This is a genomic window from Cupriavidus sp. SW-Y-13 (assembly GCF_009793345.1).
Lineage (GTDB): Bacteria > Pseudomonadota > Gammaproteobacteria > Burkholderiales > Burkholderiaceae > Cupriavidus.
Window position 1 is genome coordinate 162,442 of sequence record NZ_WHLX01000004.1, and the last position, 23,801, is coordinate 186,242.

Annotated in this window: 25 protein-coding genes and 2 pseudogenes; 8 read left to right on the forward strand and 19 right to left on the reverse strand. The window is 60.5% G+C overall.

Annotated features, from left to right (window positions below; genetic code table 11):
• Positions 1–57 precede the first annotated feature (57 nt).
• The 12 genes and pseudogenes from istB to merT form a co-directional block, all read right to left on the reverse strand.
• A complete protein-coding gene (gene istB / locus GA566_RS30810; protein ID WP_017515458.1) occupies positions 58–810 on the reverse strand; it encodes an IS21-like element helper ATPase IstB in 753 nt (250 codons plus the stop codon).
• 21 nt (positions 811–831) lie between these two features.
• Positions 832–2,367 carry an IS21 family transposase gene (istA, locus tag GA566_RS30815; RefSeq protein WP_017515457.1) on the reverse strand — a complete coding sequence of 512 codons (1,536 nt, stop codon included), beginning with the start codon at positions 2,365–2,367 and terminating at the stop codon, positions 832–834.
• 114 nt (positions 2,368–2,481) lie between these two features.
• Positions 2,482–3,984 carry a DnaJ C-terminal domain-containing protein gene (locus GA566_RS30820; protein WP_237380952.1) on the reverse strand — a complete coding sequence of 501 codons (1,503 nt, stop codon included), beginning with the start codon at positions 3,982–3,984 and terminating at the stop codon, positions 2,482–2,484.
• Positions 3,985–4,184: 200 nt separating this feature from the next.
• A complete protein-coding gene (locus GA566_RS30825) occupies positions 4,185–7,100 on the reverse strand; it encodes a Tn3-like element IS1071 family transposase (RefSeq protein WP_003049965.1) in 2,916 nt (971 codons plus the stop codon).
• A gap of 144 nt (positions 7,101–7,244) precedes the next feature.
• Positions 7,245–7,472: pseudogene (locus GA566_RS30830) on the reverse strand (DUF4158 domain-containing protein); the annotation flags it as partial.
• Between the two features lie 2 nt (positions 7,473–7,474).
• Positions 7,475–8,044 carry a recombinase family protein gene (locus GA566_RS30835; protein WP_027982055.1) on the reverse strand — a complete coding sequence of 190 codons (570 nt, stop codon included), beginning with the start codon at positions 8,042–8,044 and terminating at the stop codon, positions 7,475–7,477.
• The gene (locus tag GA566_RS33480; protein ID WP_008652068.1) at positions 7,950–8,951 is read right to left on the reverse strand and encodes a DUF3330 domain-containing protein; all 1,002 of its coding nucleotides are present in this window, start codon (positions 8,949–8,951) and stop codon (positions 7,950–7,952) included. The genes GA566_RS30835 and GA566_RS33480 overlap by 95 nt, the downstream gene beginning before the upstream one ends.
• Entirely contained in the window at positions 8,948–9,184 is a 237-nt protein-coding gene (merE, locus tag GA566_RS30845; RefSeq protein ID WP_003132004.1) for a broad-spectrum mercury transporter MerE, read from the reverse strand. Before merE ends, GA566_RS33480 begins: the two co-directional genes overlap by 4 nt.
• Positions 9,181–9,546: a mercury resistance co-regulator MerD gene (gene merD / locus GA566_RS30850; protein ID WP_000995360.1), complete on the reverse strand. Its 366-nt coding sequence runs from the start codon at positions 9,544–9,546 to the stop codon at positions 9,181–9,183. The genes merE and merD overlap by 4 nt, the downstream gene beginning before the upstream one ends.
• Positions 9,547–9,563: 17 nt before the next feature.
• Positions 9,564–11,249, reverse strand: a complete 1,686-nt coding sequence (merA, locus tag GA566_RS30855) for a mercury(II) reductase (protein ID WP_011514825.1) — start codon at positions 11,247–11,249, stop codon at positions 9,564–9,566.
• Positions 11,250–11,320: 71 nt separating this feature from the next.
• Positions 11,321–11,596 (reverse strand): mercury resistance system periplasmic binding protein MerP, encoded by a 276-nt coding sequence (gene merP, locus GA566_RS30860; RefSeq protein ID WP_003131987.1) that lies wholly within the window; start codon positions 11,594–11,596, stop codon positions 11,321–11,323.
• Between the two features lie 12 nt (positions 11,597–11,608).
• Positions 11,609–11,959: a mercuric ion transporter MerT gene (gene merT, locus GA566_RS30865; protein ID WP_006224622.1), complete on the reverse strand. Its 351-nt coding sequence runs from the start codon at positions 11,957–11,959 to the stop codon at positions 11,609–11,611.
• A 71-nt stretch (positions 11,960–12,030) separates the two neighbouring features.
• Between merT and GA566_RS30870 the strand changes: the two genes are divergently transcribed.
• The 6 genes from GA566_RS30870 to GA566_RS30895 all read left to right on the forward strand — a co-directional run bounded on the left by GA566_RS30870 (position 12,031) and on the right by GA566_RS30895 (position 16,961).
• On the forward strand, positions 12,031–12,465 hold the full coding sequence (locus tag GA566_RS30870; RefSeq protein ID WP_003131969.1) for a mercury resistance transcriptional regulator MerR: 435 nt from the start codon (positions 12,031–12,033) through the stop codon (positions 12,463–12,465).
• A 450-nt stretch (positions 12,466–12,915) separates the two neighbouring features.
• A complete protein-coding gene (locus GA566_RS30875) occupies positions 12,916–13,632 on the forward strand; it encodes a DsbC family protein (protein ID WP_149135178.1) in 717 nt (238 codons plus the stop codon).
• A gap of 102 nt (positions 13,633–13,734) precedes the next feature.
• Positions 13,735–14,367 (forward strand): type-F conjugative transfer system protein TraW, encoded by a 633-nt coding sequence (traW, locus tag GA566_RS30880; protein WP_149135179.1) that lies wholly within the window; start codon positions 13,735–13,737, stop codon positions 14,365–14,367.
• Positions 14,364–15,398 (forward strand): TraU family protein, encoded by a 1,035-nt coding sequence (locus GA566_RS30885; protein ID WP_149135180.1) that lies wholly within the window; start codon positions 14,364–14,366, stop codon positions 15,396–15,398. The genes traW and GA566_RS30885 overlap by 4 nt, the downstream gene beginning before the upstream one ends.
• Complete coding sequence (gene trbC / locus GA566_RS30890; RefSeq protein WP_237380954.1) at positions 15,349–16,083, forward strand: type-F conjugative transfer system pilin assembly protein TrbC; 735 nt, start codon at positions 15,349–15,351, stop codon at positions 16,081–16,083. The genes GA566_RS30885 and trbC overlap by 50 nt, the downstream gene beginning before the upstream one ends.
• Positions 16,084–16,187: 104 nt before the next feature.
• Complete coding sequence (locus GA566_RS30895) at positions 16,188–16,961, forward strand: hypothetical protein (RefSeq protein WP_149135181.1); 774 nt, start codon at positions 16,188–16,190, stop codon at positions 16,959–16,961.
• 75 nt (positions 16,962–17,036) lie between these two features.
• Here GA566_RS30895 and GA566_RS30900 read toward each other — a convergent pair whose 3' ends face one another.
• The 6 genes and pseudogenes from GA566_RS30900 to GA566_RS30925 all read right to left on the reverse strand — a co-directional run bounded on the left by GA566_RS30900 (position 17,037) and on the right by GA566_RS30925 (position 20,722).
• Positions 17,037–17,285, reverse strand: a complete 249-nt coding sequence (locus GA566_RS30900) for a hypothetical protein (protein ID WP_149135182.1) — start codon at positions 17,283–17,285, stop codon at positions 17,037–17,039.
• A gap of 125 nt (positions 17,286–17,410) precedes the next feature.
• Positions 17,411–17,737 carry a hypothetical protein gene (locus GA566_RS30905; RefSeq protein ID WP_187645066.1) on the reverse strand — a complete coding sequence of 109 codons (327 nt, stop codon included), beginning with the start codon at positions 17,735–17,737 and terminating at the stop codon, positions 17,411–17,413.
• 59 nt (positions 17,738–17,796) lie between these two features.
• Positions 17,797–18,108, reverse strand: coding sequence for a hypothetical protein (locus tag GA566_RS30910; RefSeq protein WP_149135183.1), 312 nt, complete (start codon positions 18,106–18,108; stop codon positions 17,797–17,799).
• 200 nt (positions 18,109–18,308) lie between these two features.
• Positions 18,309–18,671, reverse strand: a pseudogene (gene ssb / locus GA566_RS30915) (single-stranded DNA-binding protein); the annotation flags it as partial.
• Positions 18,672–18,840: 169 nt separating this feature from the next.
• Positions 18,841–19,746 (reverse strand): recombination-associated protein RdgC, encoded by a 906-nt coding sequence (locus GA566_RS30920; protein WP_017512261.1) that lies wholly within the window; start codon positions 19,744–19,746, stop codon positions 18,841–18,843.
• A 709-nt stretch (positions 19,747–20,455) separates the two neighbouring features.
• Positions 20,456–20,722 carry a hypothetical protein gene (locus GA566_RS30925; protein WP_149135184.1) on the reverse strand — a complete coding sequence of 89 codons (267 nt, stop codon included), beginning with the start codon at positions 20,720–20,722 and terminating at the stop codon, positions 20,456–20,458.
• Positions 20,723–20,851: 129 nt separating this feature from the next.
• Here GA566_RS30925 and GA566_RS30930 point away from each other — a divergent pair, with 129 nt between their 5' ends.
• Both GA566_RS30930 and GA566_RS30935 read left to right on the forward strand, forming a co-directional pair.
• Positions 20,852–21,901, forward strand: a complete 1,050-nt coding sequence (locus GA566_RS30930) for a toprim domain-containing protein (protein WP_237380956.1) — start codon at positions 20,852–20,854, stop codon at positions 21,899–21,901.
• A gap of 165 nt (positions 21,902–22,066) precedes the next feature.
• Entirely contained in the window at positions 22,067–22,615 is a 549-nt protein-coding gene (locus GA566_RS30935; protein ID WP_149135185.1) for a DUF882 domain-containing protein, read from the forward strand.
• A 268-nt stretch (positions 22,616–22,883) separates the two neighbouring features.
• Here GA566_RS30935 and GA566_RS30940 read toward each other — a convergent pair whose 3' ends face one another.
• Positions 22,884–23,777, reverse strand: a complete 894-nt coding sequence (locus tag GA566_RS30940) for a hypothetical protein (RefSeq protein WP_149135186.1) — start codon at positions 23,775–23,777, stop codon at positions 22,884–22,886.
• Between the last annotated feature and the right edge of the window lie 24 nt (positions 23,778–23,801).

Here is a 23,801-nt window from a genome sequence, read left to right on the forward strand (position 1 = left end):
CGTTCCAGGCCAAACTGGACACTACGGGCGCAGCGACGCGGGGTCGATGTTCGGTTTTTACTCCTGGTCAGTCTGCGCTGTCAAACGGGCGCGCATTTTTCGCATGGAATCACCTTTCAACGTGAGCTGATGCGCGTTATGGACGAGCCGGTCGAGGATCGCGTCGGCCAATGTGGCATCGCCGATGGCGGCGTGCCAGTGATCGATCGGCAATTGGCTGGTGACGATGGTCGAGCGGGCGCCGTGGCGGTCGTCGAGCACCTCCAGTAGATCGCGGCGGTGCACATCGTCGAGGACAGCCAGACCCCAGTCGTCGATCACCAAGGCGTCAATTCTGGCCAACTGCTTGAGCAATTTGGTGTAACGGCCGTCGGCTCGGCCGATGCTCAGTTCGTCGAGCAGGCGCGGCAAGCGCACGTAGTAGGCGCTGTAGCCCTGACGGCACGCTTGGTGGGCCAGCGCGCAAGCGAGCCAAGTCTTGCCCACGCCCGTCGGGCCGGTCAGCAGCACGTTCTGCTTCTCAGACAGCCACTGCCCGGCCAGCAGGCGCTGGAACAATGGCTTGTCCAGTCCTCGTGCGTGGCGGTAGTCGGTGTCTTCGGCAACCGTATTCGGCTTGAGCTTGGCGCGCACTAGGCGCAAAGCCAACTGCCGCCCATCACGCTCGGTTGCCTCACGGTCAACCAGCAGGCCGAGGCGCTCTTCGAAGCCGAGGTGATCAAGGTCCAGGCTGCCCTGATCGTGCAAGGCGCGCGCCATGCCGAACAGGCGCAGCTTGTTCAGCTTGTCGTAGGTGGGATGGTGCAGCATCATTTTCCTTTCGTTCGCGCTTCAGTGCAGGATGGAGTTCGATTGGTAGTAGTGGGCGCCGCGCAGGTTCTCGTGCTCCGGCAGGTCGAGCGTGCGTTGCGCGCCCGGCGGGGTCTGCAAGTCCAGGCTATTCTTGAGGATCGATTGCAGGCTCTTCCAACTCACGGCGTTGAGTTTGAGTGCATGCGCGCAGGCCGCTTCGAGGCGCGCGTTGCCGAACTCCTGTCCCAGCCGAAGCACACCCAGGCAACTGCGGAACGCCTGCTGCGGATGGCGCCGCTGGTGCAACAAGCGTTCGACCAGCGTGGTGCAGCGGGGGCCGATGGCAGTAGCCCGGCTGGTCAGTTTCTCCGCGCTCCAGCCTGCGACCTCGCGGTGGGTCCGCGGCATATGCATGTCAACCGTCGTGTGCCGGCCCTTGAAGGCGCAGTGGGCATGACTGGCCAGCCGCTGGCCGTGTCGGAAGATCTCGACCGTCGCTCCGGTGACGCGCACATCGACCTGCTCGCGTGCGTGTTGGTAAGGAACCGAGTAGTAGTGACCGTCGACCTCGACGTGGTAGTCAACGCCGACTCGGGCAAGCTTCCACTCGGCGTACTCATAGGGCTGTGCTGGCAAGGGGCGCAAGGCTGGTTGATCCATTTCGGCGAAGGCGCTGGCGCGGCTGCCGGGCAGCTTCTTGAACGGGCGTTGGTTCAGGGCGGTCAGCAGGGCACGCATCTCGCGGTTCAGTTCGCCAAGGCTGAAGAAGCGCTGATGGCGCAGGCGCGCCAGCACCCAGCGCGACATCACCAACACCGCATTCTCCACTTTCGATTTGTCCTTGGGGCGGCGTACGCGGGCCGGCAGCACAGCCACGCCGTAGTGGTTGGCAAGGTCCTGATAGGTCGGGTTAAGGTCCGGCTCGTAGCGCGACGCCTTGGTCACGCCGCTGCGCAGATTGTCCGGCACCCACAACTCGGTGCAACCGCCGAAGAAGTTCAGGGCACGCACATGGCTGGCGATCCAGTCGGGCAGTTGTTGGGACCAGGTCGCCTCGATGTAGGTGTAGTTCGACGCGCCCAGAACGGCAACGAAGATCTGGGCCTGCTTGATCTCGCCAGTAGCACCGTCCGTCACGGCCACCGTCTGGCCGGCGTAGTCGATGAACAGCTTCTCTCCCGGCGTGTGGGTCTGGCGCATCGACAGCGACAGCCGCTGGCGCCAGCGCCGGTAGTGGTCGCAGAAGGCGCTGTACTGGAAGCCGTCCTCCTGCCCGGCCTTGTACTCCTGCCACAGCAATTCCAGTGTCACGCCCTTGCCGCGCAGTTCGTTGTGGACGCGCAGCCAGTCCGGCGCTGGTCGCTGCACCGAAGACGGCTCGCTGGGCGGGAACAGCAGCCGTTCCAGGGACGGTTCGTCCAACTCCGACGGCAGCGGATAACTCAGGCCCGCCAACTTGGCACGTGCCAAGTAATCGGACACGGTGGTCGGCGAGACGCCAATGATGCGAGCGATTTCTCGCTTCGATCGGCTGTGGCCGAAATACAGCCGCAATACTTCTTGGATTTTACGCATGGATAACCTCTTGTTGGCCAACTGACACCCCGGAAAAATCTGCCAGAGTGCCACGGTTATCCCGCGTTGCTACGCCCTTCTTGGCCGCCTCAAACTGTCCAGTTTGAGGCGGAATCAGTGTCCAGTTTGCGCTGGAATGGCCGTCCAGATTGCCGTGGAATCAGTGTCCAGTTTGCCGTGGAATGGGTGTCCAGTTTGGCGCGGAAAACGCACATAGTTTCCGATTGCTACCAATCGGTCCCCGAGCTCCATCTGCCGGAGAGCCCGCAGAAAGGAAACCAGCGTTGAAGGCGCATGCTGGCCTGCGAACAGCGTCTTGTTGATGCCCTCCACCGATAGCATGCTCGTGCGCAAATCGGCAACGCGCTGCGCCGTTTGCTTTTGCCCGCGCCAGGCATAGAACCCGTCCGCATAATCTGAGAACGCCTTGGAGGCAATGCTGTAGTTGGAGAACTCCTGCGCTGTCAGTGTTCGAATGTGGAAGTCGGCCACCGCCTCGGCATAGACAATCTGCCGCATCCTGGGTGTCTCGCGCCCCGATGCTCGCAGTGGCTCAGATTCAGGATGGGGGGTGGCCGCTGGCCTGGCCTGTTCCTGGTCCGTTGACGGCTCAGGCTCCAACCCCGCAAATCGCCTCAGGTGAAGGCGCTGCTTATCCGACAACGTGCCCTTGGGGATATCAATACTGACGTGAAGGACCAGGTCCCCGGACCCATCCCCGCTCCTCAGCCCTTGCCCAGCAAGCCTGAGGTACTTCCCGGCGCGTGTCCCGGCGGGAATCTTGATTTGGAGATCGCTGCCCAAGACTTCGAATGTTCGGGTGGCACCAAGCATTGCGTCGATACAATCGATTCGGATCTCCGTGTAGACATTGAGTCCTCGAACGTGGCCAAGCTTGTGCTTCTTGACTTGGATGATGCAGTAGAGGTCTCCTGGGGCGCCGCCGTTGAAGCCTGGGCCGCCTTTCCCCAGTAACCGGAGGTTGCAACCATTGTGCGTCCTTGCGGGAACCGTCACTTCGAATAGATGATCCCTCGATAGGTAGCCACGTCCTGTACACCAAGGGCAGCGCGTCCTGGCCCTAGCTCGGCCCCTACCACCACACGAGTAGCAGCCAATACCGCCGCATTCAGGACACTCCGCCGTGTATGCGTGGAAAACGTAGCCGGACCCGTTGCAAAGCGGGCAGTCGTCATCGGCGAGCCAGCCGACTCTCACGTACCCACCGCGAAGCACGGTCTGCACATCGGTAGTGGCCTTCACGTACAAATCCCGGCCGTGCTCCGGGGGCTTTGGCGGGGGGCTGCGCCACGACGAATGGCGTTGATAACGGCTCGGTCCCGAATCGAAGTCGTCATCGTCGGCTTCGTCGTCGGCCGCGAAACCGCCGAAGCCACTGCGCACATCGTAGGCCTGCTTGCGGGCGTCGTCCGACAGAACGGAGTAGGCGCGATTGATATCCTTGAGCCGCTCTTCGGCCAATTTCCGCTCGGCTTCCGGGGCCTTGGACAGTCGATCCGGATGCCACTTCTGGGCAAGGCGCCGGTACGCGGTGCGGATAGTTGCCGCATCAGCGTCAGGGCTGACTCCCAGCGTCTGGTAGTGGTTCTCCGACATCCCAGGAACGTGTGTCTTGTGGGCCAAAGCTGAAGCGTGGCACAAGCGCGCAATATTGGGGTCTCCTCGTTTTCAGTGCAATAAGTGACGGTACGAAAAGCTAGCACTGGCGCGGAGGTGGTGTTGGTAGATCGTTGATTTCATTGACTTTCCTGTTCACTTTCAAATCTGCGATTCGTGGCGTCAAACCGTGGTCGGTTTCATCCATTGGTGCCAGTTATCGATGCATTTGGCCGCGAAGGCAGGATTTGGTCAGCATAGCGGTCAACCGGGAAGCGAAACACACCCCGCAAGTTGATGCTCTCCAGCCTGGTGGGCGCAATCTTCCCGATCAGTTCCGGTGGAATGACCTGGCGGCGGTTCGACCAGCGATCCAGGACCGCCTGCATCTGTGAGGTATTCCACGCCATCACGATGTTGGCCATCAGGCTCAACGCATCGGCCACAGCCTGCATTTCATCGACACGTTTGGCCTGCGCCGGGCTGATCCGGCCGGTATAAATGGCGCGCTTGAGGGCGTTAACAGCCTCGCCCCGATTGAGCACCCGGCGCAACTCGTTCCTGAAAGCGTCCTTGACAAAGTAGTCAGCCAAAAACGCCGTACGCAGCAACCGCCCCAATTGCACGCCAGCCTCATAGATTGGATCGCCCTGGGCGGCAGAACCGAACCGCGCAAGAGCTGCCACCGCACTGGCATGTCCGCTCATGACCGAGGCTGCCAGGTGCACCAGACTATCCCAATGCTTTTCGATCAAAGCGACGTCGACATTGGCTTCGCACACCGCAGCGATTTCTGCGGGCACTTTGGTGCCGCGTGGCACAAAGAGGTGGCGCTGTTTGAGTTCCTTCAACCGCGGGCAAAGATCAAAACCAAGCAAACGGGCATGTGACATGGCAAAGTCGGTGTAGCCATGGGTATCCACAGCAAGCTGGCTGGTCTCCAGCTTTTCTTGGCGGATGACACCTTCAATGGCCACGCCCGCCTGGCGCTCATTGAGCACAAAGGGCTGCGCATGGAAGATGCCCCACCGGTCTTTTACATGGGAGTAGATTCCAATGGAAGGTGTGTTGCGCCGAGGATCAAGCCGGGCTTGCCACACCCGTTTGGTGGTCTCCATGCTCATCATGTCAGAAGATGCCAAATCGGACCGCCCCCAGGTGGCGGCAATCGGGTGTCGCTGCATGAATTCCAGCACAGCCTGGCAGGCCTGGCTCAGACGCCGTTCGTCCCGCGCCCAGCGCATGGCCTGGCGAATGCTGGTGGCAGACAATTGCGGAATCATGCGCGCGCATTCGACCGCAGTCAGACTGGTGCCGTGGGCCATGATGCCGGCATAGACCATCAGCAGCTCGTCGGTAGAGCGCGGCTCACGTCCGAGCATGATCCAGCTAAAGCGCACCTGGGCGTCAACGGCCAGAATCACTTCCGGCAATTGAACCTCACCGATGCGGTGATCCAAAGCCGCGCGCAGCTTGGTCACTTCTGGGTCTTCGTCCTCTGCGGGCAATGGCGACAAATGGAGTTCATCATCCACGCGCAGTACGCCACTGCGGGCTGCAGCGGCCACCGCATCGACACCGGCAGTTACTCTGGCCAGCAAAGGCTTCAAGAAAGTGGCAGCCTTGCTGGGTAACGATAGACGGGCATAGTGTTTCTTGGACTCTGCCTGCCAACGCTCGTCCGTGAAGAACAAGCGCGCACGACCCCGAAAGCTCAGGCTGTGCTCAATCCAGACCGAGCCATTGCGCACCGCGCGGCGCAGGGCAAACAGGGTGGCCACCTCCAACGCCTGAAACGCCCGTTCCCGGTCTGGGCTGGAGATCGAAACCTGCCAGATCATTCCCAGACTTGGTGCCACCACTTCAACTGGCAGCTTTCTGGATCCTTTGAGATATAAAGCTTGCAGCTTGGCAAGGTACTCGATGGCAGGATGCTCGCCGGTGGCCTGCCAGGGCAGCTTTGCAATGGCGACGAGCAACGACCGCACGGGGCGAATTCCATCAATCAATCCCTCGCGGACCAGGGAGGCCCTGCTCGGTGGTTTGCGTTTCTGGGTTTCGGTGATCAAGGCTTCAAGACGGGCACGCAACTCAGCATCTGGCACCGCACCTTGCGCGCTCAAGGCAACAAGTTCGCCGAGCAGCGTTTTGTACATTGCGGCCCAATTGACGGTAGCGGGGACATCGGCGGCAGCCTGACGCCACAGATCGGCGATCCGGCGCTGCACCATAAGGATCAACTGGTCTGTGGTGGTGAACAGGCAATACCGAAGAAAGCATGCGACCTCCACGGTGCGCGCTGGCTCTTTGATCTTGGCTCCGGCTGAGGGCGGCCTGGAGACAAGTCGGCGCGCGTAGCGGCGCAAGATGAGATCGGGGATGTCTGCCAGGTGCTTATGAACGTCCAGCGTGTAAAGCAGGTCGATGCGCTCCAGTACCTCGCTGATTTGGCGGGTTGAGTGTTTCGCCGGTGCAGCCCATAGCCAACTCTGCTGGGTTTGTCCATCTGGGCGCAGCTCTGAAACTGAGGCTCGCCAGCGATCAAGTGTTGCTGGATCAACGCTGGCGGCGATGGCGGTGCCTGTTTCAACTTCAAGCTGGGCAAGTGCCGCCGCAATCAGTGTCCGAATTGCCCGCTCGTGCACGATCACCAGCTTGTTCTTGTACAGCCATTGACGCGCCCGCACGAGTAGCTGATCGCGGTCGGCGCAGCGCGCCACTTCGTCGCGCAGTTCACGTACCAGTGAGCGGCGCTGGTGCTCGCTCATCCACTGGAATCCAAGGACCGTGCAGGCTACTTGTTGGTGATCGAATAGCGTGCGCCCGCGTTCATACATGGCTCTCAGCGAGGCGACTTCTGGTGCTGCAATGCCAAGCTCGTTGCCAAGGTGGCGCCACAAGGCTACTGGAATTACCCGAAAGGCACCGAGCAAACGCCCACTCATGCGCAGGAAACCAATATGGAGCGCCAGACCAAGCTTGTGGGAATCACCTCGGCGTGCATTGATTGCGTCGCGCTCGGCACCATCGAAGGTGAAAAATGCCTTCATCTCGAAGTCGCTGATATCGCGGGGGAGCCCACGCATCCCCAAAAACGTTGTGTGCCAACCCTGCATCGTGAACCTCAAAAGTGGGAGGCCACCATACCCGTTTACAAAGCGAACAGGAAAGTCAATGAAATCAACGGTCTACCCAGACCACCCCCGCGCCAGTGCTAGCTTTGCGTACCGTCACTTATTGCACTGAAAACGAGGAGACCCCAACAAGGGCGGAAACGGCGGCTCATCGACGCCCAGGATGACACCAGGAAAGCGCAGGTAACAGAGCTGCACGGCGAAGCCCAGCCGGTTGGCCGGGCCGCGCCGCTGCCGGATGATGGAGAGGTCGGTTTCGCTGAACGTGTAGTGACGGATCAACTCATCCTTGGTGTCCGGCAACGCCAGCAGGCTTTCGCGCTCGGCGGCGGACAGGATTGAACGACGTGGCATATTTACTGATCCGTTCTCAAGTATTGATACAGGGTTTCGCGACTGATTCCGAATTCACGAGCCAGCTTGGTCTTTTGCTCGCCAGCCTCGACACGTTGGCGCAGTTCGGCAATACGCTCAGACGACAGGGATTTCTTCCTGCCACGGTAGGCCCCGCGCTGCTTGGCGAGCGCGATGCCCTCGCGCTGCCGCTCGCGGATCAAGGCGCGTTCGAACTCGGCGAACGCGCCCATTACCGACAGCATCAGGTTCGCCATCGGCGAGTCCTCGCCGGTGAAGGTCAAATGCTCCTTAAGGAACTCGATGCGTACGCCGCGCTGGGTGAGGCCCTGCACCAGGCGGCGCAGGTCGTCGAGGTTGCGCGCCAGACGATCCATGCTGTGCACCACGACCGTGTCGCCTTCGCGCACGAAGGCGAGCAGCCGTTCCAGTTCGGGCCGCCGTGTGTCCTTGCCCGACGCCTTGTCGGTGAACACTTTATCCACCTGGATCTGTTCGAGCTGCCGTTCTGGGTTCTGGTCGAAGCTGCTGACGCGGACGTAACCGATGCGCTTGCGCTTCGAAGCGTTGATAACACTCCAACCCGCAGAAGTGCTCGACGTATTCCGCGCCTTCCGGGGTGAAGGCGGCATCGAGCGGGATTTCCTTGCAGCACACGCAGCAACTGGTGGTGGTCGAGTCACTTGCATTCATGGTGGCACCCCTCCATTGACTGACGAAGACGGCGAATGCCGCCGCCGGCATTGGCTTCGCGAACAGGAAGCCTTGTCCTGTGTCGCAGTCCGCTTGTCGCAATAGATCAAGACTCGCCGATGTTTCCACGCCTTCAGCCACCACATCCATGCCCAGCCCGTGCGCAAGCTGAATCACGGTGTGCACGATGGTTTGGTCGCGGCGGTCGTTGGCGAGCCCGGCGACAAACGATTGGTCGATCTTGAGCGTGCTGATTGGGCAGCACTTCAGATGTTGCAGACAGGAATACCCCGTCCCGAAGTCATCGGCGGCGAAGCGCACACCGATCTGCCGCAAGGCGTCCAGGGCGGGGAAGATCGCCGGATCACCAAACGCGACCGATTCGGTCAGCTCGATTTCGAGATACTCGGCGGGCAACTCGGCATCAGCCAGCACGCCCTTTACCCACCCGTCGAAGTCCGGTCCCACTTGGCTCGCCGAAACATTGACGGCCAGCCGGAACGGTCGCCATGCCAGCATTCGCCAGTCACGCATCTGGCGGCAGGCTTCGCCCAGCACCCAAGCGCCGATTTCAGGCATCAGGCCGGACGATTCGACCACGGGCAGGAACTGGCCCGGTGGCAATAGTCCAAGCGTCGGATGACGCCAGCGCAACAGGGCTTCCGCGCCGACAATCCCACCACTGCGCAGATCGACGACGGGCTGGTAGTGCAGTTCAAGCTGCCCGCGCTCGACCGCTTGGGCCAGTTCCGGCGTCGTCCATCCATCCGGCCGGAAAGCGCTCATTCTCTTTCCCTGAATGCCCGCAACGCCCGCGACAGGGACAGAAGGAACAGGCCGGTCAAACCGAGCGCCGCGATGACCCAATGCTCGCCGAGGAAAGCACCGGCGGTTGTGCCGGCCAGCACGACAGCGAGGATGGGCAGGTGGCAGGGGCAAGTCAGCACAGCCAGTCCGCCCCACAGGTAGCCGGTGATCGGTTTGTGCGTCTCGGACGGCAAGCGCTCGGGGTTGTTCATGGCAGACTCTCCGCGTGCTGTGCCGGCTCGGTCGGCAGGGTGGCCAACTGCACTTCCAGATCGGCCAACGCTTCGCGCCGACGCTCGACGAACTGACGCAGCAGGGCAAGCTGCGCGGCCGCTTCGTCGCCGTCCGCCGCATCCAGCGCCCGGCACAGCCGCGCCAGCGCGTCGAGGCCGATGCCCGCCTCGAAGGCCGCCCGCACGAAGCACAGCCGTTGCAAGGCGGCGTCATCGAACAAGCCGTAGCCGCCTGGTGTGCACGCCACCGGGCGCAGCAATCCGCGCAGCAGGTAGTCGCGCACGATATGCACGCTCACCCCGGCATCAAGAGCCAGCCGGGACACCGTGTAGGCGTTCATTGAACACCTCCTTTTTCTCACCCGGCGCAGCAGGAAAGCTGCTTCACATCCTTGTTGAAGGTCTGCGCCGCGAGCTTCAACCCCTCGACCATCGTCAGGTAGGGGAACAACTGGTCGGCCAGTTCCTGCACCGTCATGCGGTTGCGAATGGCCAGAGCCGCCGTCTGGATCAGTTCACCCGCTTCCGGCGCGACCGCTTGTACGCCGATCAGCCGATGGCTGCCTTCCTCGATAACCAACTTGATGAAGCCGCGTGTGTCGAAGTTGGCGAGCGCACGCGGCACGTTGTCCAAGGTCAAGGTGCGGCTGTCGGTCTCGATCCCGTCGTGGTGGGCTTCCGCCTCGCTGTAGCCCACGGTCGCCACTTGCGGATCGGTGAACACCACGGCCGGCATTGCGGTCAGGTCGAGCGCCGCATCGCCGCCGGTCATGTTGATCGCGGCACGGGTGCCGGCCGCTGCCGCCACATAGACGAACTGCGGCTGGTCGGTGCAGTCGCCGGCCGCGTAGATGTTCGGGTTGCTCGTGCGCATGCCTTGGTCGATGACGATGGCACCTTGCGCATTGACAGTGACCCCCGCTGCGTCCAGCGCGAGGCTGCGCGTGTTCGGTGTCCGACCGGTGGCAACCAGCAGTTTGTCGGCGCGCAATTCACCGTGCGTGGTGGTCAGCACGAATTCACCGTCCATATGGGCGACCTGGCTGGCTTGCGTGTGCTCCAGCACCTCGATGCCCTCGGCACGGAAAGCGGCTGTCACCGCCTCGCCGATGGCCGGGTCTTCACGGAAGAACAAGGTATTGCGCGCCAGGACCGTGACCTTGCTGCCCAGCCGGGCAAAGGCTTGCGCCAGCTCCAGCGCCACCACCGACGAGCCGATTACGGCAAGGCGTTCGGGAATGGTGTCGCTCGCCAGGGCCTCGGTGGAAGTCCAGTAGGGTGACTCTTTCAAGCCCGGAATCGGCGGGACCGCCGGGCTGGCACCCGCGGCGACCAGGCAGCGGTCGAACATCACGACGCGCTCGCCACCCTCGTTCAAACGGACGGTAAGGCTCTGGTCGTCCTTGAAGCGCGCCTCACCGTGCACAACGGTGATGGCCGGATTACCGCCCAGGATGCCTTCGTACTTGGCGTGCCGCAGTTCGTCGACGCGGGCCTGCTGCTGGGCCAGCAGCTTACTGCGGTCAATCGTAGGCACAGTTGCCGCAATACCGCCATCGAACGGGCTTTCCCGGCGCAGATGGGCGATGTGGGCGGCGCGGATCATGATCTTGGACGGCACACAGCCGACATTGACGCAGGTGCCGCCGATGGTGCCGCGCTCGATCAGCGTGACCTGCGCGCCTTGCTCGACGGCCTTCAGCGCCGCCGCCATCGCGGCTCCACCGCTGCCAATGACCGCTACCTGCACCGGGGGCTCGTTGCCACTGTGCTTTTCGGCGGCGGCCATCCATCCCCGCACCTTGTCGAGCAGTCCGACGCGGTTGTCCGCCAGTGGCGCATCGGCTAGCGTTGCCTTGTAGCCCAGTCCGGCCACGGCGGCAGTCAGCGCGTCCGGCGATGTGCCCGGCACGATGGCGAGTTGCGCTGTGCCCTTCGGATAGGACACCAGCGCCGACTGCACGCCTGGCACTTTTTCCAGCGCTTCCTTGACGTGCGCCGCGCACGAGTCGCAAGTCATGCCGGTGATTTTTAGATGGGTCATGCAACAGATCCTTTATCGTTTGTGGCGCCAGACAATGACGTCCGTTGTGCTGCGGTGCCGTTTTCAGTGACTCACTGCTTGACGCTGGACGGATAGCCCGCGTCTGCGGTTGCCTTGGTCAGCTTCTGCACGCTGGTCTTGGCATCGTCGAAGGTGACGACCGCTTGGCGTGTCTCGAAAGTCACGTCAACTTTGCTGACGCCTTCGACCTTGGAAATCGCCTTCTTGACAGTGATCGGGCAGGCGGAGCAGGTCATGCCCGGTACGGACAGCGTGACGGTCTGGGTGGCGGCCCAGACGGGGGCAACAACGGCGGCGAGGGCGAGGGAGGCAAACAGTTTCTTCATGGTGAACTCCGATCAGTAGAAAAATGGCATGACGTAGGGAAATCCGAGCGCGACCAGAACCAGCGCGGCCACGATCCAGAAAATGAGCTTGTAAGTAGCTCGCACTTGGGGAATCGCGCAGACCTCACCCGGTTTGCAGGCCGCTGCCTGCCGGTAGATGCGCCGCCAGGCGAAGAACAACGCCACCAGCGCCACGCCGATAAAGATGGGGCGATAGGGATCCAACACCGCCAAGTTGCCGATCCAAGCGCCGCTGAACCCCAAGGCGATCAGAACCAACGGCCCGAGGCAGCAAGCCGAGGCGAGGATGGCGGCAAGCCCTCCAGTGAAGAGCGCGCCGCGCCCGGTTTTTGGTTCAGACATGCGCTTGTCCTTTCGAATTGAAATTGGATAGCGTAACCTTACTTCCGTACTCATGTACGGAGTCAAGCGATATGGAAAACAATTTGGAGAACCTGACCATTGGCGTTTTCGCCAAGGCGGCCGGGGTCAATGTGGAGACCATCCGTTTCTATCAGCGCAAGGGCTTGTTGCTGGAGCCTGACAAGCCCTATGGCAGCATCCGCCGCTATGGCGAGGCGGATGTAACGCGGGTGCGCTTCGTGAAATCAGCCCAGCGGCTGGGCTTCAGCCTGGATGAGATCGCCGAGCTGCTGCGGCTGGAGGATGGCACCCATTGCGAGGAAGCCAGCAGTCTGGCCGAGCACAAGCTCAAGGACGTGCGCGAGAAAATGGCTGACCTGGCGCGCATGGAGGCCGTGCTGTCTGAGTTGGTGTGCGCCTGCCATGCGCGAAGGGGGAACGTTTCCTGCCCGCTGATCGCGTCACTACAGGGTGGAGCAAGCTTGGCAGGTTCGGCTATGCCTTAGCGTGCTTTATTTTCCGTTTTCTGAGACGACCCCGTATTCAACCCTCTCTCTAAACGCCGCATAGAGCAATTCCGTACGCCCTTCAGTCACGTGCTGTCCCTCAAATCCGTAGCCAGTGAATGCAGTTCTCCCGGCGGGGGCGCCAGGGTGAAGCTGCTCTATCCAAGATGATGCCTTGTGGAGGGCAGGGGACGCTCCGGCGAGCAAAAGGAGATATTCACGCCAATTCAGCCGCGCCGGCCAGATTTGCATCCACCAAACGCCACACCAATGTGGCTCATTCGCCTCACCAATACCCTCCACGACGTCAAATTATACAGAAGACGCCAATTCAATACATAACGTGTATAGTTACGTGTGATGAATCTTCATTGATCGCTGGACGCGGGAAACCGAAGATCCAATCGTATTTGCATACCCCTTCCGACAACTGAACCTGAGGGAACACGAATGAAAAAGATTGCTGCTGCCCTGGCATTTGCCGCCATGTCCATCGCTGCCCACGCTTCGCCTGAGACCGACAGCGTGATGGCGACACTGAAGATCAAGTATCCCAACACGAACTTCACCAGCGTCGAGGCCACCCCGCTTCCGGGCATCTACGAGCTCACCATGGGCAAGAACATCGCGTACACCGACAAGGAAGGGCACTACTTCCTCTTCGGCAGCATGTACGACATGGAGAAGCGCCAGGATCTCACCGCCTCGAAACGCGAAGCCGCCAACAAGATCGACGTCAGCAAGCTGCCCATTCAGGACGCGATCGTGCGCGTGAAAGGCAAGGGCACCCGCAAGCTCTACCTCTTCTCCGACCCCGACTGCCCGTATTGCAAGCAGCTCGAAGCGCAGGCTTTTCCGCAGCTGGATGACGTGACCATCTATACGTTCATGTTCCCGCTCGACTCCCTCCACCCGCAGGCAAGTGCCAAGTCGGAGTCGATCTGGTGCCTGCCGGCCGCGCAACGCGCTGCTGCGTGGGACAAGCTCGTCACCCAGAACGTCCCGGCGCCGGCGGCGAAGTGCGACAACCCGATCAAGCGTATTGCTGCACTGGGCGACAGCCTCGGCGTGCGCGGCACCCCGACGCTGTTCAGCGCCGATGGCCGCATCTTGCCGGGCGCCGCTGACGCTACGCGAATCGACGCGTGGCTCAATGGTGCGAAGTAATCAGGTATCCCCCCAACCACTCGCCTTCACGGTGAGTGGCGCATCGAAAGCCGCGGCCAAGGTCGCGGTTTTGTGCTATCTACGTCGTTGATCGGAGCCCATATGAAGGTAAGCCGCCGCACTACAGCGCTCTTCCTTGGCTTGGCACTCTCTACCATCGCCTGCGCGTCGTTTGCCGAATCTCTCGGCCGATACGGCAATACCTGGGACATCCAGGAGCAGGACGCTGTCGACATGATCAAAGGTCGGTTGACCAACATGGAGAAGCAGGGCCAGCTGAAGAAGTTCTGGGAAGACTACAGGAACAAGCAGCTCTCCAACCTGGAAAGTCCCCCTCCAGTTCCGGGTATAACGACCGCAACCGGTCCAAAGGTGTGGACGTTCGATCCTACCTATACCTACCGTGACAACGTGAAGGATCACCTGGGCAATGTTCTCGTTCCCGCGGGGACCAAGCTCAATCCGCTCGATTTCACCGCTCTGTCAAAGGCCATCGTGTTCATCGACGGCCGCGACCCGAAGCAAGTCCAGTACGCCAAGAAGCGCATCGACGAGAACCCCCGAGACAAGGTCGTCCTCGTCGCGGGCTCGTTCCTGAAACTGGATCGCGAATGGAAGCGACCGGTCTACTTTGACCAGCAGGGTATCCTGACTCAGCACTTTGGCATCAAGCGGGTGCCGGCAGTGCTTTCCCAGAAGGGGAAGATGCTGCAGATCGAGGAGTTCGCGCCATGAAGAAGCTCATCTCAGCGGCCCTCCTGCTCGCCGGTGCACTCTTCGGTTCGGGCACGGCGAACGCCGACGCGCTTTGCACGGGCAAGTTTCCCAACCTGATCTCCGACGTGTGCTGGTCATGCATGATGCCGATCAAATTGTTCGGCACCGCGACGCTTCTCGGGGGCGGCCAGGACGACTTCGATTCTGGCCCCGTGAACCCGATCTGCTTTTGCCAGAACCCGCCGAAAGTCGGCATCCCGACGTCATTCTGGGAGTTCGACATGATGACGGATGTGACTTCCGTTCCAGGCTGCTTCCCGCTGCTCGGTGGGGTGAGGGTGAACACTGGCGTGAACGCCGACGCCTTCGGCCAGATCTCCGATGACCAGTCGGGCGAGATCGGGTCCACCCGGACGTCGTTCATGCAGGTGAACCTTTACATCAACCCGGCTCTGTACGTCATGGGCGCGATTCTGGACGATTCCTGTCTGGACCAGCGCGGCATAGACATCCCTTGGGTGTCATTCGCCGACCCGACGCACAACGATGATGAGCTCGCCGGCATCATCGCGCCTTACGCGTTCCCGTTCGGGGGGATGGTTGCCATCGGCGCAATGTCAGCCGACGCAGTGGCGGCTACTGCAGGCTTTCCGATCCCAGAGATCTTCTGGGCCGCGGGCGCCTATGGGCACATGTATCCCCTGACAGGGAACAATGAGGCTCACCTGAGCATGGAGCAGACTGCGCGGCTCCAGACGACGCGCGTTCTGGCCAAACTCCATGCCGCCGGAACACAGTGGTCAGCGTTCGGCAGCGATGCCATGTGCGGCTACTACCCGCAGATCATCATGGATAAGCGGCAGTACAAGTTTACGCGCCTGTACCCGATTCCGCAGACCGTCAAGATCGCCGGCAAATGCTGCGACCCGATCGGGCGATCGCCCATTCTCACTCAAACAAACACTGAACTGCCCATGCCGGGCTGGAGGGACTTTGGTTATGCGATATTCCGCAAACGTGATTGCTGCAGCGGCGCTTCTCCTGGCTAATGGCTGGGCTGGCACGGCCATCGCTCAGTCGCTCGCGCTGCCACCCGAAGCCGAGATCCAGACGGAAATGGCCAAGCACCGAGAAGAGGCGGCTGCAGTCCTTGGACAGAACATCAAGCCGGTGAAGCCGGGTACGTTCAAGGTCGAGGTCCCCACGATTAAGGCGCCGCCGCCAGTGCGGACGCAGAGCCTGGACGACATAATGCAGCAGTATGCAGAGGCCAAGAAGGGTGGCCCGGCGCCGGCAAAGCAGGGGGCGAACGACCTCATCATCTTTGTCTCGTTCTCGATGCCAAAGCCCGTGCTTACTGAGCTGGCTCGACAGGCCAAGGAGACGGGCGCCGTTATGGTGGTCCGCGGCTTCAAGGACGGGTCGCTCAAGGCAACCAAGCTCGCCGCGCTCGAAGTCAACCGCGCGGGCGCCCCCTGGGAGATCCATCCGGACCTCTTCAAGGCGTTCAAGGTAACCGCGGTGCCGACGTTTGTGGTTGCGAGTGCGGAGGCCGAATCCGTGCTTGAGGACGGCTGTTCGCCGGAGACGGCCTACTCGGCGGTGGCCGGCAACATGTCCGTCGAGCTCGCGCTGGACACAATCCGCCGGCGGGCGCAGCCAACGATCGCAAAGCTCGCTGAGAACCGCCTGGCTGCCATCCGAGCCAAGAATCAGCCCGGCACATTGCGATGAATGGGGCCTTGCTGGCGGGAGGGCACCGGTCCGCCCGCCAGCGGGGCTTGAGCCCAGGACATCAGCCTCCAAACCCGGTTCTTGTGGTTACCAAGGAGAAATTCATGCAGAAAATGCTTGGCATGGCCGTGGCCATGTCGACCCTATCCCTCTCCGCGATCGCCGGCGGTACTACGACGGTGAAATCGACGTTCCCGAACGTTGTACCTGTCGGGCAGGTTCGCCCGGCGGTCGAGCGCATCAATGGCGCCGACGGGGTCAAACCCGGCGACACACGTACCGCCGCACCAGGTGCAAAGCTCATGGAGTTCACGGTCTCGACCAAGACGACCACGCCGCTCCTGGAGGTTGTCCGAGAGGTGAAGCTCGAGGCCGGCGACGCTTCCCTGTCCCTCAAGGCCGGCGCCCGCGTTGCGCCGGCAGCAAGGATCGTCGACAACGAGGGGAGGACCTTCTATCTGGTCAAGGCCGCCCCTGAGAGCAACTCGCTCTTCGCCCGGAATCGCTACTTCGCCATTACGGACACCGGCGCAGTACTCGAGAATGCACTGAAGGCGACGGGAGACACCTACGAGATGCAGGAACCTGTCTCGATCACCCCGGGCGACATGGTGATCACCAAGTCTCGGACGAGCGGGCCAGCGCTCTGCGGCGTCTCGACCGTATTTCTTGGCGCCAACGACGGCGTGGCGAAGTACCGCGTCCTTCGGACCGATGCGTCCGGCCGAATCCGCGGCTCCCGCGACTTGGCATACATGAATGATCTGCGGATCATCTCAATGGCCGGTACCCATCTCGCGATCGACAAGGTCGAGCCGAACTCGGTAAGTGTCCGTATCGTTGGCTCCACGCCGGCGGCCTGCAGTACCGCGATCTAGTCCGACGAGCAGCACGCGAACACCTCGAGGGCGCAAGTAAAAAAGGCGGCGCCGGTATCCGGGCCGCCTTTATTTCTATTTTCCAAGCGACTCAGCAGCTCGCGCGGCCAGGCGTGTGAACACCTCGGCCATTTGATTGAGCACGCGCTGATCGCTGGGGATCTGCATGAGGCATCGCGCAGGCACCCCGCGTGACGTCAAAGGCTGCATTTCTATGTAGCCATCGAGGTCACGGATCAGAAGCCCGCTTGTCTTGACCTCTCCATTGCGACCCAGGCATAGTTCCAGCGACTCAAACTTCACCTCTTGCTCTTGAACTTGCATGACGATACTCCGGACATTGGTTGAGTGTGCATTTGCATTGCCCTTTGGTATGGCACGCAATGACGCGTAAGAAAAAGGGTCCGCATCGATAGACGCGGACCCTTTCTGTGCAGTTGATTCCGATACTAGTGGCCGTCGTGGCTATTCACGGACAACGCCGGAAGGGCGGCGGTGCCAAACGCCCCGGCCTCCTCGCGGCTTTGCTCCAGTCGCTCGCGCGTGGCCTTCCATTCCTGGTCGGTCATGCGTTGACGGTGCTTGGTCCGAACTTCACCATTGAGAACATGACGGAAACGGACGATGAAGTATCCGGGCGTGACGCTCGGCGTTCCCTCATACTCATAGATGTTGAAGCCCTTGGGATCTTTCCCTGTGGTCGACACGGTCTGAGAACGAAAGAGACGGTTCACAAACGCCAGTGCGGCGAGTTTGAGGATATGCAGGATTGCCATGTTTGATCTCCTAGTGGATGTCGGACCCTTGCGATGACCTGACATAGGGGAGATGGAGATCAGGCGAGTGGAAGAGCCTCCTGCTGCGATGGTGGGTCCCGTTGCGCGACGGGCTCCCCAAGGCAATTCCACAGACGAACGTTGCCGTTTGCAGCAAACTGGACTTCAGCCGGTATCACGGCCAGAATCCGCGCATCCGATGAGCCCTCCATCTCGCGCATGGCCAGCGTCTCGGTGGCATGGAAGTTGATCAGACCCCAGTCCTGCACTTTGAAACGCCGTCCTGCCAGAGCAAAGCCGACCTCCATTCGGCATCCAATACCCTTCAACTCGGTCTCAGAGGCTTTCCGAGCTTGCTGTTGATGATTCATGTCAGATCTCCATTCTGGGTTGATTTGCGATCGGATATGAGTCACAGCAAGTAGTAGGCCCTTCACGCACGCGTGCTGCCGGCAAAAGAAAAGCCCGCAATGCGGGCTGAGAAGAGTCGCGGGTGGAGGAGGGCGGCTTAGATAAACGTGCTATCTCCCTGGTTGCCATCGTCTGCATACCCTTGCTCTTGGGGGGGCGGACCGTCATCGTGTCCGTCCGCGCCCCCTTGCCGGCCGCCCAGCATTTGCATTTGGTCCGCAATGATCTCGGTGCTGTACTTGTCCTGGCCAGACTGATCCTGCCACTTCCGTGTCCGGATGCGGCCTTCGATGTAGACCGACGAACCCTTCCGCAGGTACTGACCTGCAATCTCAGCCAGTTTCCCGAAAAAGGCGACACGGTGCCATTCGGTGGCTTCCTTGAACTCGCCAGACTGCTTGTCCTTGTAGCGGTCGGTTGTCGCCAGCCGGATATTGGTCACGGCATCGCCGCTGGGCATGTAGCGGGTTTCCGGGTCCGCACCGAGGTTCCCGACCAGAATCACCTTGTTTACCGATGCCATCAAACGCTTCCTTTCAATACCCCCAGTAGGAGGCTCAACGACGAATTGAGTGATGGTGCATTTCTGACTTCCCATCACCCGCTAAGACCAGCAGCTCCCTTATGCGCAGCCGCATCTGATGCCACCGCTTTCCTGCCTCTGGCGACCCCGGCATTGCTGCCCGCCGCGGTCACTCGGCAACGTACTCCGCTTCGCCTCCCAGGCTCTCGATCAGATCCGGAAGAAAGCGTGACAGCTCACCTGTCATGATGGCAAAAGAGGACTGGAACACGGCCTCAGCATCCTCCCCATCGAGATTGACCTCTCCCATCACGGCGTCGAGGAACGCAATCCGCTTCACCTGGCACTTGTCTGTGAGGATGAAGCTAACGCGGTCAGTCCACGTCATCGCCAGCTTGGTGGGACGCTTTCCCTCGAGGATGTGCTGCCGGATCTCGTCTCGCTCCAATGAAAGGCGCGTGTACTTGACCGTTGGCTTCTCTGCGTCTGTGCCCTTCAGCTCGCACTCGCGATCGACCGTGAAGTTGTACGGTGCTTCGTTCGAGGTTAGCCAGTCAGACATCGCCTGGGCCGGCGAGAGATTCGTTTGGGCCAGCGCGATCGGGATCGTTTCAGCCGTTCGAATCAGATCGCTAACCACGTCGTCGGCCTTGGACGGAGTCGAGGTATCCATCGCGACCCATCCATCGGCGGCATTGATCCACACCTGAATCGTCGCCTGCTTTGGGAAAGCGCGTGGCAATAGCTCCGTGAGGGCCTGCTCTTTCATCTCCTTGAGCACCTTGCGGCCCGGCTTATAGCCGTTCCGCTCCTCATACTCACGTGCCCGTTGCTCGACCAACTTCCGGATGGCCTCACCGGGCACCGATTTCGTCTCAATGCGGAGGGCAACCAACCACTGCTTCCCATGGGCATGAACAAGCGGGCCATTGTCCCGTGGGCTGACCCAGCCGGATGACTTCATATCCTGGCTGCCGCATGGATGAAACGGCCGCTTCTTCAGCAAGGCTTCGAGGCCGTCTGATGTCATGGGCCAGTCCTTGGTCAGGCGGTAAAGGTGCAGGTTTGAGAACAAGGGCTCTCCTCTGAATGGTGACTCTGCAGCTGTGTTGATGCGTCCCGCCGGCGAGGAACAGCCGGGTGCCGGCGAGACGTCAGCTCAGGATGGGCTGTTGGCCAGGCGGCGAGCCGGGAAGGGCCAGGATGGCGGGGGGCAAGCGCCCGAGCTCGGCCGCTGTCAGCTGGTCCACGGAAAGACCGAGACGCAGTGCCGCGGCAACGGCAGACTCCTTGTGCGCAAACCGCATTTGGCGGTGCGACCTACCGATCGCAATCCAGCGACATTGTTCGTCTGTTATCGTGCCAACTCCGTCACATTGCGGGCAGGGCGCCGTTCTTGTCAGACGGAGCCTTCCCGTAGAGTCCGTAACGAAACCGCTCACCCGTTTCTTGCCCTCACACGAGGGACAGGAATGATTTATGTCCATAGGCTCGGTCCCTGGTCAATTCGGCGCTCGCAATCGCTTCGTCACGCCATATCACGTATGCATACTATCATTGTATCGCAATGACGCAAAACACAGGCGTGCAATATGTTGTCCGGTAGCCTCAGTGACCATAAAAAAGGCAAGGCCCCTCGACATCTCACTGTCGAGGGGCCTTGCCCACTTCACGGTTCGAGAGCGTCCTCTCGATGTCGCACCGTTGGCGTTTCAGTTCAACCTGTTACCCCGTCCGGAACGCACCTGACACCGGGGTATGAAACGCTTAGTCTGATAAAGCCGTCAGATCACCCTCGAGAGGGCGGCGTAGGCCTGATCATTCATGACGTTCACCATGTCGACGGCAGCGGATTCGTCCACCGCAAGTACTCGGACCGTCTCAACCAGATCGAGTCCGCGATCGACGACGACGTGATGCGGCACCTCCTCAAGCTCAGCAGAGCCTCTCTCTCGCGTGGCGACCGCCTGTACCGCGCATCGATAGTCCATATTCTCGAACTCCATCAGCAGTTTCTTGACCAAACCCGACGAAGCGGGTTTCTGTAACATGTAACCATAAATCTATCGCCCGTCACCGAGCAAGGGAAACTGCCCCGGGGTAGCGCTAGCCACGCGCCCCCCTTATGGATCTGCGTGATTCATCTCCTGGCATCAAGGAATTTCATCAGGAGCATCCAGATGGCTAACAGCAATTCAAAGGACTGGATAGTCGATTTCTCCAAGGTGCGCAAGGCTTTCCCTCTCGATTGGGTCTTCGAGCGCATGCTTGGTGCAATCCCCAAGCCCATGAGCGGCACGATCCGTTACTCGATCTGCCCGAATCCGGAATGCGGCGCGTCTTCCGAGGGTTCGGTGAAGGTGAGTGTGAAGGACGACACTTGGAAGTGCTTCGCGTGCAACAAGCACGGTGACGTGATTGAAGCTGCTTCTCTGTACTTGGGTAAGTCTCCCCTCGAGACTGCGCTGGAGCTCAGTGGTGCTGACACGGACGCCATCCGTTCGTACACGCCCCCAAAGCCGAAGCCAGCGATCGAGAGGGATGACTCGGCTCTTGAAGAAGTCTTCTCCAAGCTTGTTGCTGCGCTGCCCGAACCGTCTCGCGATGGTATCGAGTACCTTGCCGGTCGAGGAATCTCGCCGGAGATCACTCGAACCGCCTGTCGAAAGGGCATCCTTCTGACGCTTCCGTCAAACCCAAAGGAAGCCAAGGAGTTCCTACTTCACCACATTGGCCAGGACCTCATGACGAGAGCCGGCTTGTGGAAGGAAGGATCAAAAGCGCCTGCAGCAGCTTTCCGTCCTCTGGTTCTGGTGTCGAACAACCGGAGGGCTGCGGAGTTTCGTTACTTGCGTGCGACGCGATCCGACGAGGTCAAATCGCTGCGCTACGGAACGATTGCTCCGTGGGGATGGCTTGGTGAATCGAAGCAACGCATTTTGATCACCGAGGGCTGCATCGACTTGCTGTCTGCTGTCGCACTGGGTACGAAACGAAGCATAATGGGCCTGCCAGGCTGCGAAAACTGGCGCCCAGAATGGTTCGAAACGTTCCGCGGAGCAGACGTTTTGGCTGCATTTGACGATGATGATGCAGGGCGAACCGCGTTGGAGAAAATCCGACCTGTCCTGGAGGCTGCAGTTGGCGGACCGATCGGTACGTACACGCTGCCACCTGGCGCGAAGGATCTCAACGAGGAGCTCAAGCTCAAACTCGGTCTAAAAATGTAGTCCCCCAAGCCCGGCTTCCCCGCCGGGCTTTTTCTTTTCGTACGCCACCTGTAGCGCAATCGCTACGCCAATCTTCCACATACGCGTTAAACTAGCGTTCAGCTTTACCAACGGGCGTGAAGGCTTGACGGCCATCAAGAGCGCCCAGCATCGGAGTGCATTCCCTTGGACAGACGGCGATTTCTTACCTGCACTGCCGGCGCGTTGATCGCCACGTGCACCGACCCACTATTTGCACGGACCGACCCGCATTTCTGGGAGCGCCCGAGGCGCCTCTGGATCAAGACGGAGGTTCGTAAGGGAGTCATTGAGGAGATCAGCGAGACATACTGGGCCAACGGCCGCGTGGTGTGGCCAGGCTACCTCGCAATCTGCCGCCTGATGCGCGATGTACATGCCGATGCCGCCGTTCAGATGAGCACCACACTGCTCGACATCCTCTATGGGATGCAAGGCTGGACTGAGATGAACGGCCGTCGCAAGGTAATTGCATTGACCTCGGGCTACCGCACTAAGCCAACCAATGAAGCTGTTGGCGGGAAGGCTGAATCCAGGCATATGAAGGGCGCCGCTGCGGATATCTTCATCCCCGGCGTCTCCGTTGCAGACATGGGCAAGCTCGCTCAGCATTTGCGAGGAGGCGGAGTAGGTTTCTACCCGTCAAAAGGTGTTGTCCACGTTGACGACGGCGATCTGCGCTCGTGGCGGTCCTGATCCGCGCATAACATCAATAAATACGCTTGTAGTATCGTTTCGATTCATTTAGTATTACACGCATTGCTTGGCCTGCCGGCCGAGTGAACGTGCAGTAGCAGTTTGGGGATCGTGACTGTTTCCTCCAATGGCCTCTCTACCTGACCCCTGAGTAGGCTTTTCTCCCGACCAGCTCCCCTCCCGAGAGCTGGTTTTTTTTTGGTGCTCCCGGCGCGAAAAGAACAACGGCCGCCAAGGGCGGCCGGCTTATGTTGAGTCTAGCCCGGAGCTAGTACAGCTTCGACCAGGAGATCTGATTCGCCAGCGGCCGGTATGGGGTAGCCGACAGATCGATCGCCCTCAACGTAGGATTCCGGCCAGTGAGATACCAGTTGTCGTTCTGTTGCGACATCAAGTACCTTTCGGCCATCTGCTGCAGCGCCCGGCGATATCTGTCCACGTTTTCGCCACCTGACGCCTCCTCGAGTAGCGCGGCCGACCGGATTCCCGGCTGCAACCACGCTGCCCGCGCCAGCATGTAGCCTTCGTCTCCCGCGACAATGTAGATCTCCCCCTCGACGGCATCAGGCACTGGATCGATCATGAAGGGGAACTCCACGGGCAGGACCAGCCAGCGACGCCAGAACTCATAGTGAATTCGCAGTCGAAGGACATCCTTGCGCGTCCCCAGCGTTTCGCAGCACCGCTCAAAGTTCACTTCACCCAGCGTGCGCCCGAACAACCACTGTGCGGCCTTCACCAGTTGATCTGGCTTAGTCCGTTTGTCGAACAAAGCCTCAACGTTCGCCTTGACGATCCGGTAGCAGAGACGTTCCACGCCCTCCTCAAAGTCCTCCTCTGTCAGGTTCCTCAGGTAATCTTCTTTCCGCCGTTTTTGGGTCGTTCCAGCGTTGGGAATACTACTGAGTGCGGCGAGAGCAAGTTCTTCGCTAAAAGGACGTGCGAGTCCAGCAGCTTCTTCATCCCCCACAGAAGCCATTTCGCCGTCGCCGTCAGAATCGCTAAGATCGAAGGCGTCAAGATCTTTGAAAAGATTGGAACAATCAAAGCTCTCAAGCCAGCGATGCACATCACGAGGGTCAGACAGATCCCCGCGATCACCAGAAACACCATCCAATCCGACGTGATCATAGCCATGCTCCCAGTTTAGGTTTTCACTCATTTCTTGCTCCGTACGTTGTGTTCT

What these genes read in the sequence shown, in the direction of transcription:
- istB (WP_017515458.1), bottom strand. Translation starts at nt 810, where the DNA reads ATGCTGCACCATCCCACCTACGACAAGCTGAACAAGCTGCGCCTGTTC.
- istA (WP_017515457.1), bottom strand. Translation starts at nt 2,367, where the DNA reads ATGCGTAAAATCCAAGAAGTATTGCGGCTGTATTTCGGCCACAGCCGA.
- GA566_RS30820 (WP_237380952.1), bottom strand. Translation starts at nt 3,984, where the DNA reads ATGTCGGAGAACCACTACCAGACGCTGGGAGTCAGCCCTGACGCTGAT.
- GA566_RS30825 (WP_003049965.1), bottom strand. Translation starts at nt 7,100, where the DNA reads ATGCAGGGTTGGCACACAACGTTTTTGGGGATGCGTGGGCTCCCCCGC.
- GA566_RS33480 (WP_008652068.1), bottom strand. Translation starts at nt 8,951, where the DNA reads ATGAGCGCTTTCCGGCCGGATGGATGGACGACGCCGGAACTGGCCCAA.
- merE (WP_003132004.1), bottom strand. Translation starts at nt 9,184, where the DNA reads ATGAACAACCCCGAGCGCTTGCCGTCCGAGACGCACAAACCGATCACC.
- merD (WP_000995360.1), bottom strand. Translation starts at nt 9,546, where the DNA reads ATGAACGCCTACACGGTGTCCCGGCTGGCTCTTGATGCCGGGGTGAGC.
- merA (WP_011514825.1), bottom strand. Translation starts at nt 11,249, where the DNA reads ATGACCCATCTAAAAATCACCGGCATGACTTGCGACTCGTGCGCGGCG.
- merP (WP_003131987.1), bottom strand. Translation starts at nt 11,596, where the DNA reads ATGAAGAAACTGTTTGCCTCCCTCGCCCTCGCCGCCGTTGTTGCCCCC.
- merT (WP_006224622.1), bottom strand. Translation starts at nt 11,959, where the DNA reads ATGTCTGAACCAAAAACCGGGCGCGGCGCGCTCTTCACTGGAGGGCTT.
- GA566_RS30870 (WP_003131969.1), top strand. Translation starts at nt 12,031, where the DNA reads ATGGAAAACAATTTGGAGAACCTGACCATTGGCGTTTTCGCCAAGGCG.
- GA566_RS30875 (WP_149135178.1), top strand. Translation starts at nt 12,916, where the DNA reads ATGAAAAAGATTGCTGCTGCCCTGGCATTTGCCGCCATGTCCATCGCT.
- traW (WP_149135179.1), top strand. Translation starts at nt 13,735, where the DNA reads ATGAAGGTAAGCCGCCGCACTACAGCGCTCTTCCTTGGCTTGGCACTC.
- GA566_RS30885 (WP_149135180.1), top strand. Translation starts at nt 14,364, where the DNA reads ATGAAGAAGCTCATCTCAGCGGCCCTCCTGCTCGCCGGTGCACTCTTC.
- trbC (WP_237380954.1), top strand. Translation starts at nt 15,349, where the DNA reads ATGCGATATTCCGCAAACGTGATTGCTGCAGCGGCGCTTCTCCTGGCT.
- GA566_RS30895 (WP_149135181.1), top strand. Translation starts at nt 16,188, where the DNA reads ATGCAGAAAATGCTTGGCATGGCCGTGGCCATGTCGACCCTATCCCTC.
- GA566_RS30900 (WP_149135182.1), bottom strand. Translation starts at nt 17,285, where the DNA reads ATGCAAGTTCAAGAGCAAGAGGTGAAGTTTGAGTCGCTGGAACTATGC.
- GA566_RS30905 (WP_187645066.1), bottom strand. Translation starts at nt 17,737, where the DNA reads ATGGCAATCCTGCATATCCTCAAACTCGCCGCACTGGCGTTTGTGAAC.
- GA566_RS30910 (WP_149135183.1), bottom strand. Translation starts at nt 18,108, where the DNA reads ATGAATCATCAACAGCAAGCTCGGAAAGCCTCTGAGACCGAGTTGAAG.
- GA566_RS30925 (WP_149135184.1), bottom strand. Translation starts at nt 20,722, where the DNA reads ATGTTACAGAAACCCGCTTCGTCGGGTTTGGTCAAGAAACTGCTGATG.
- GA566_RS30930 (WP_237380956.1), top strand. Translation starts at nt 20,852, where the DNA reads ATGGCTAACAGCAATTCAAAGGACTGGATAGTCGATTTCTCCAAGGTG.
- GA566_RS30940 (WP_149135186.1), bottom strand. Translation starts at nt 23,777, where the DNA reads ATGAGTGAAAACCTAAACTGGGAGCATGGCTATGATCACGTCGGATTG.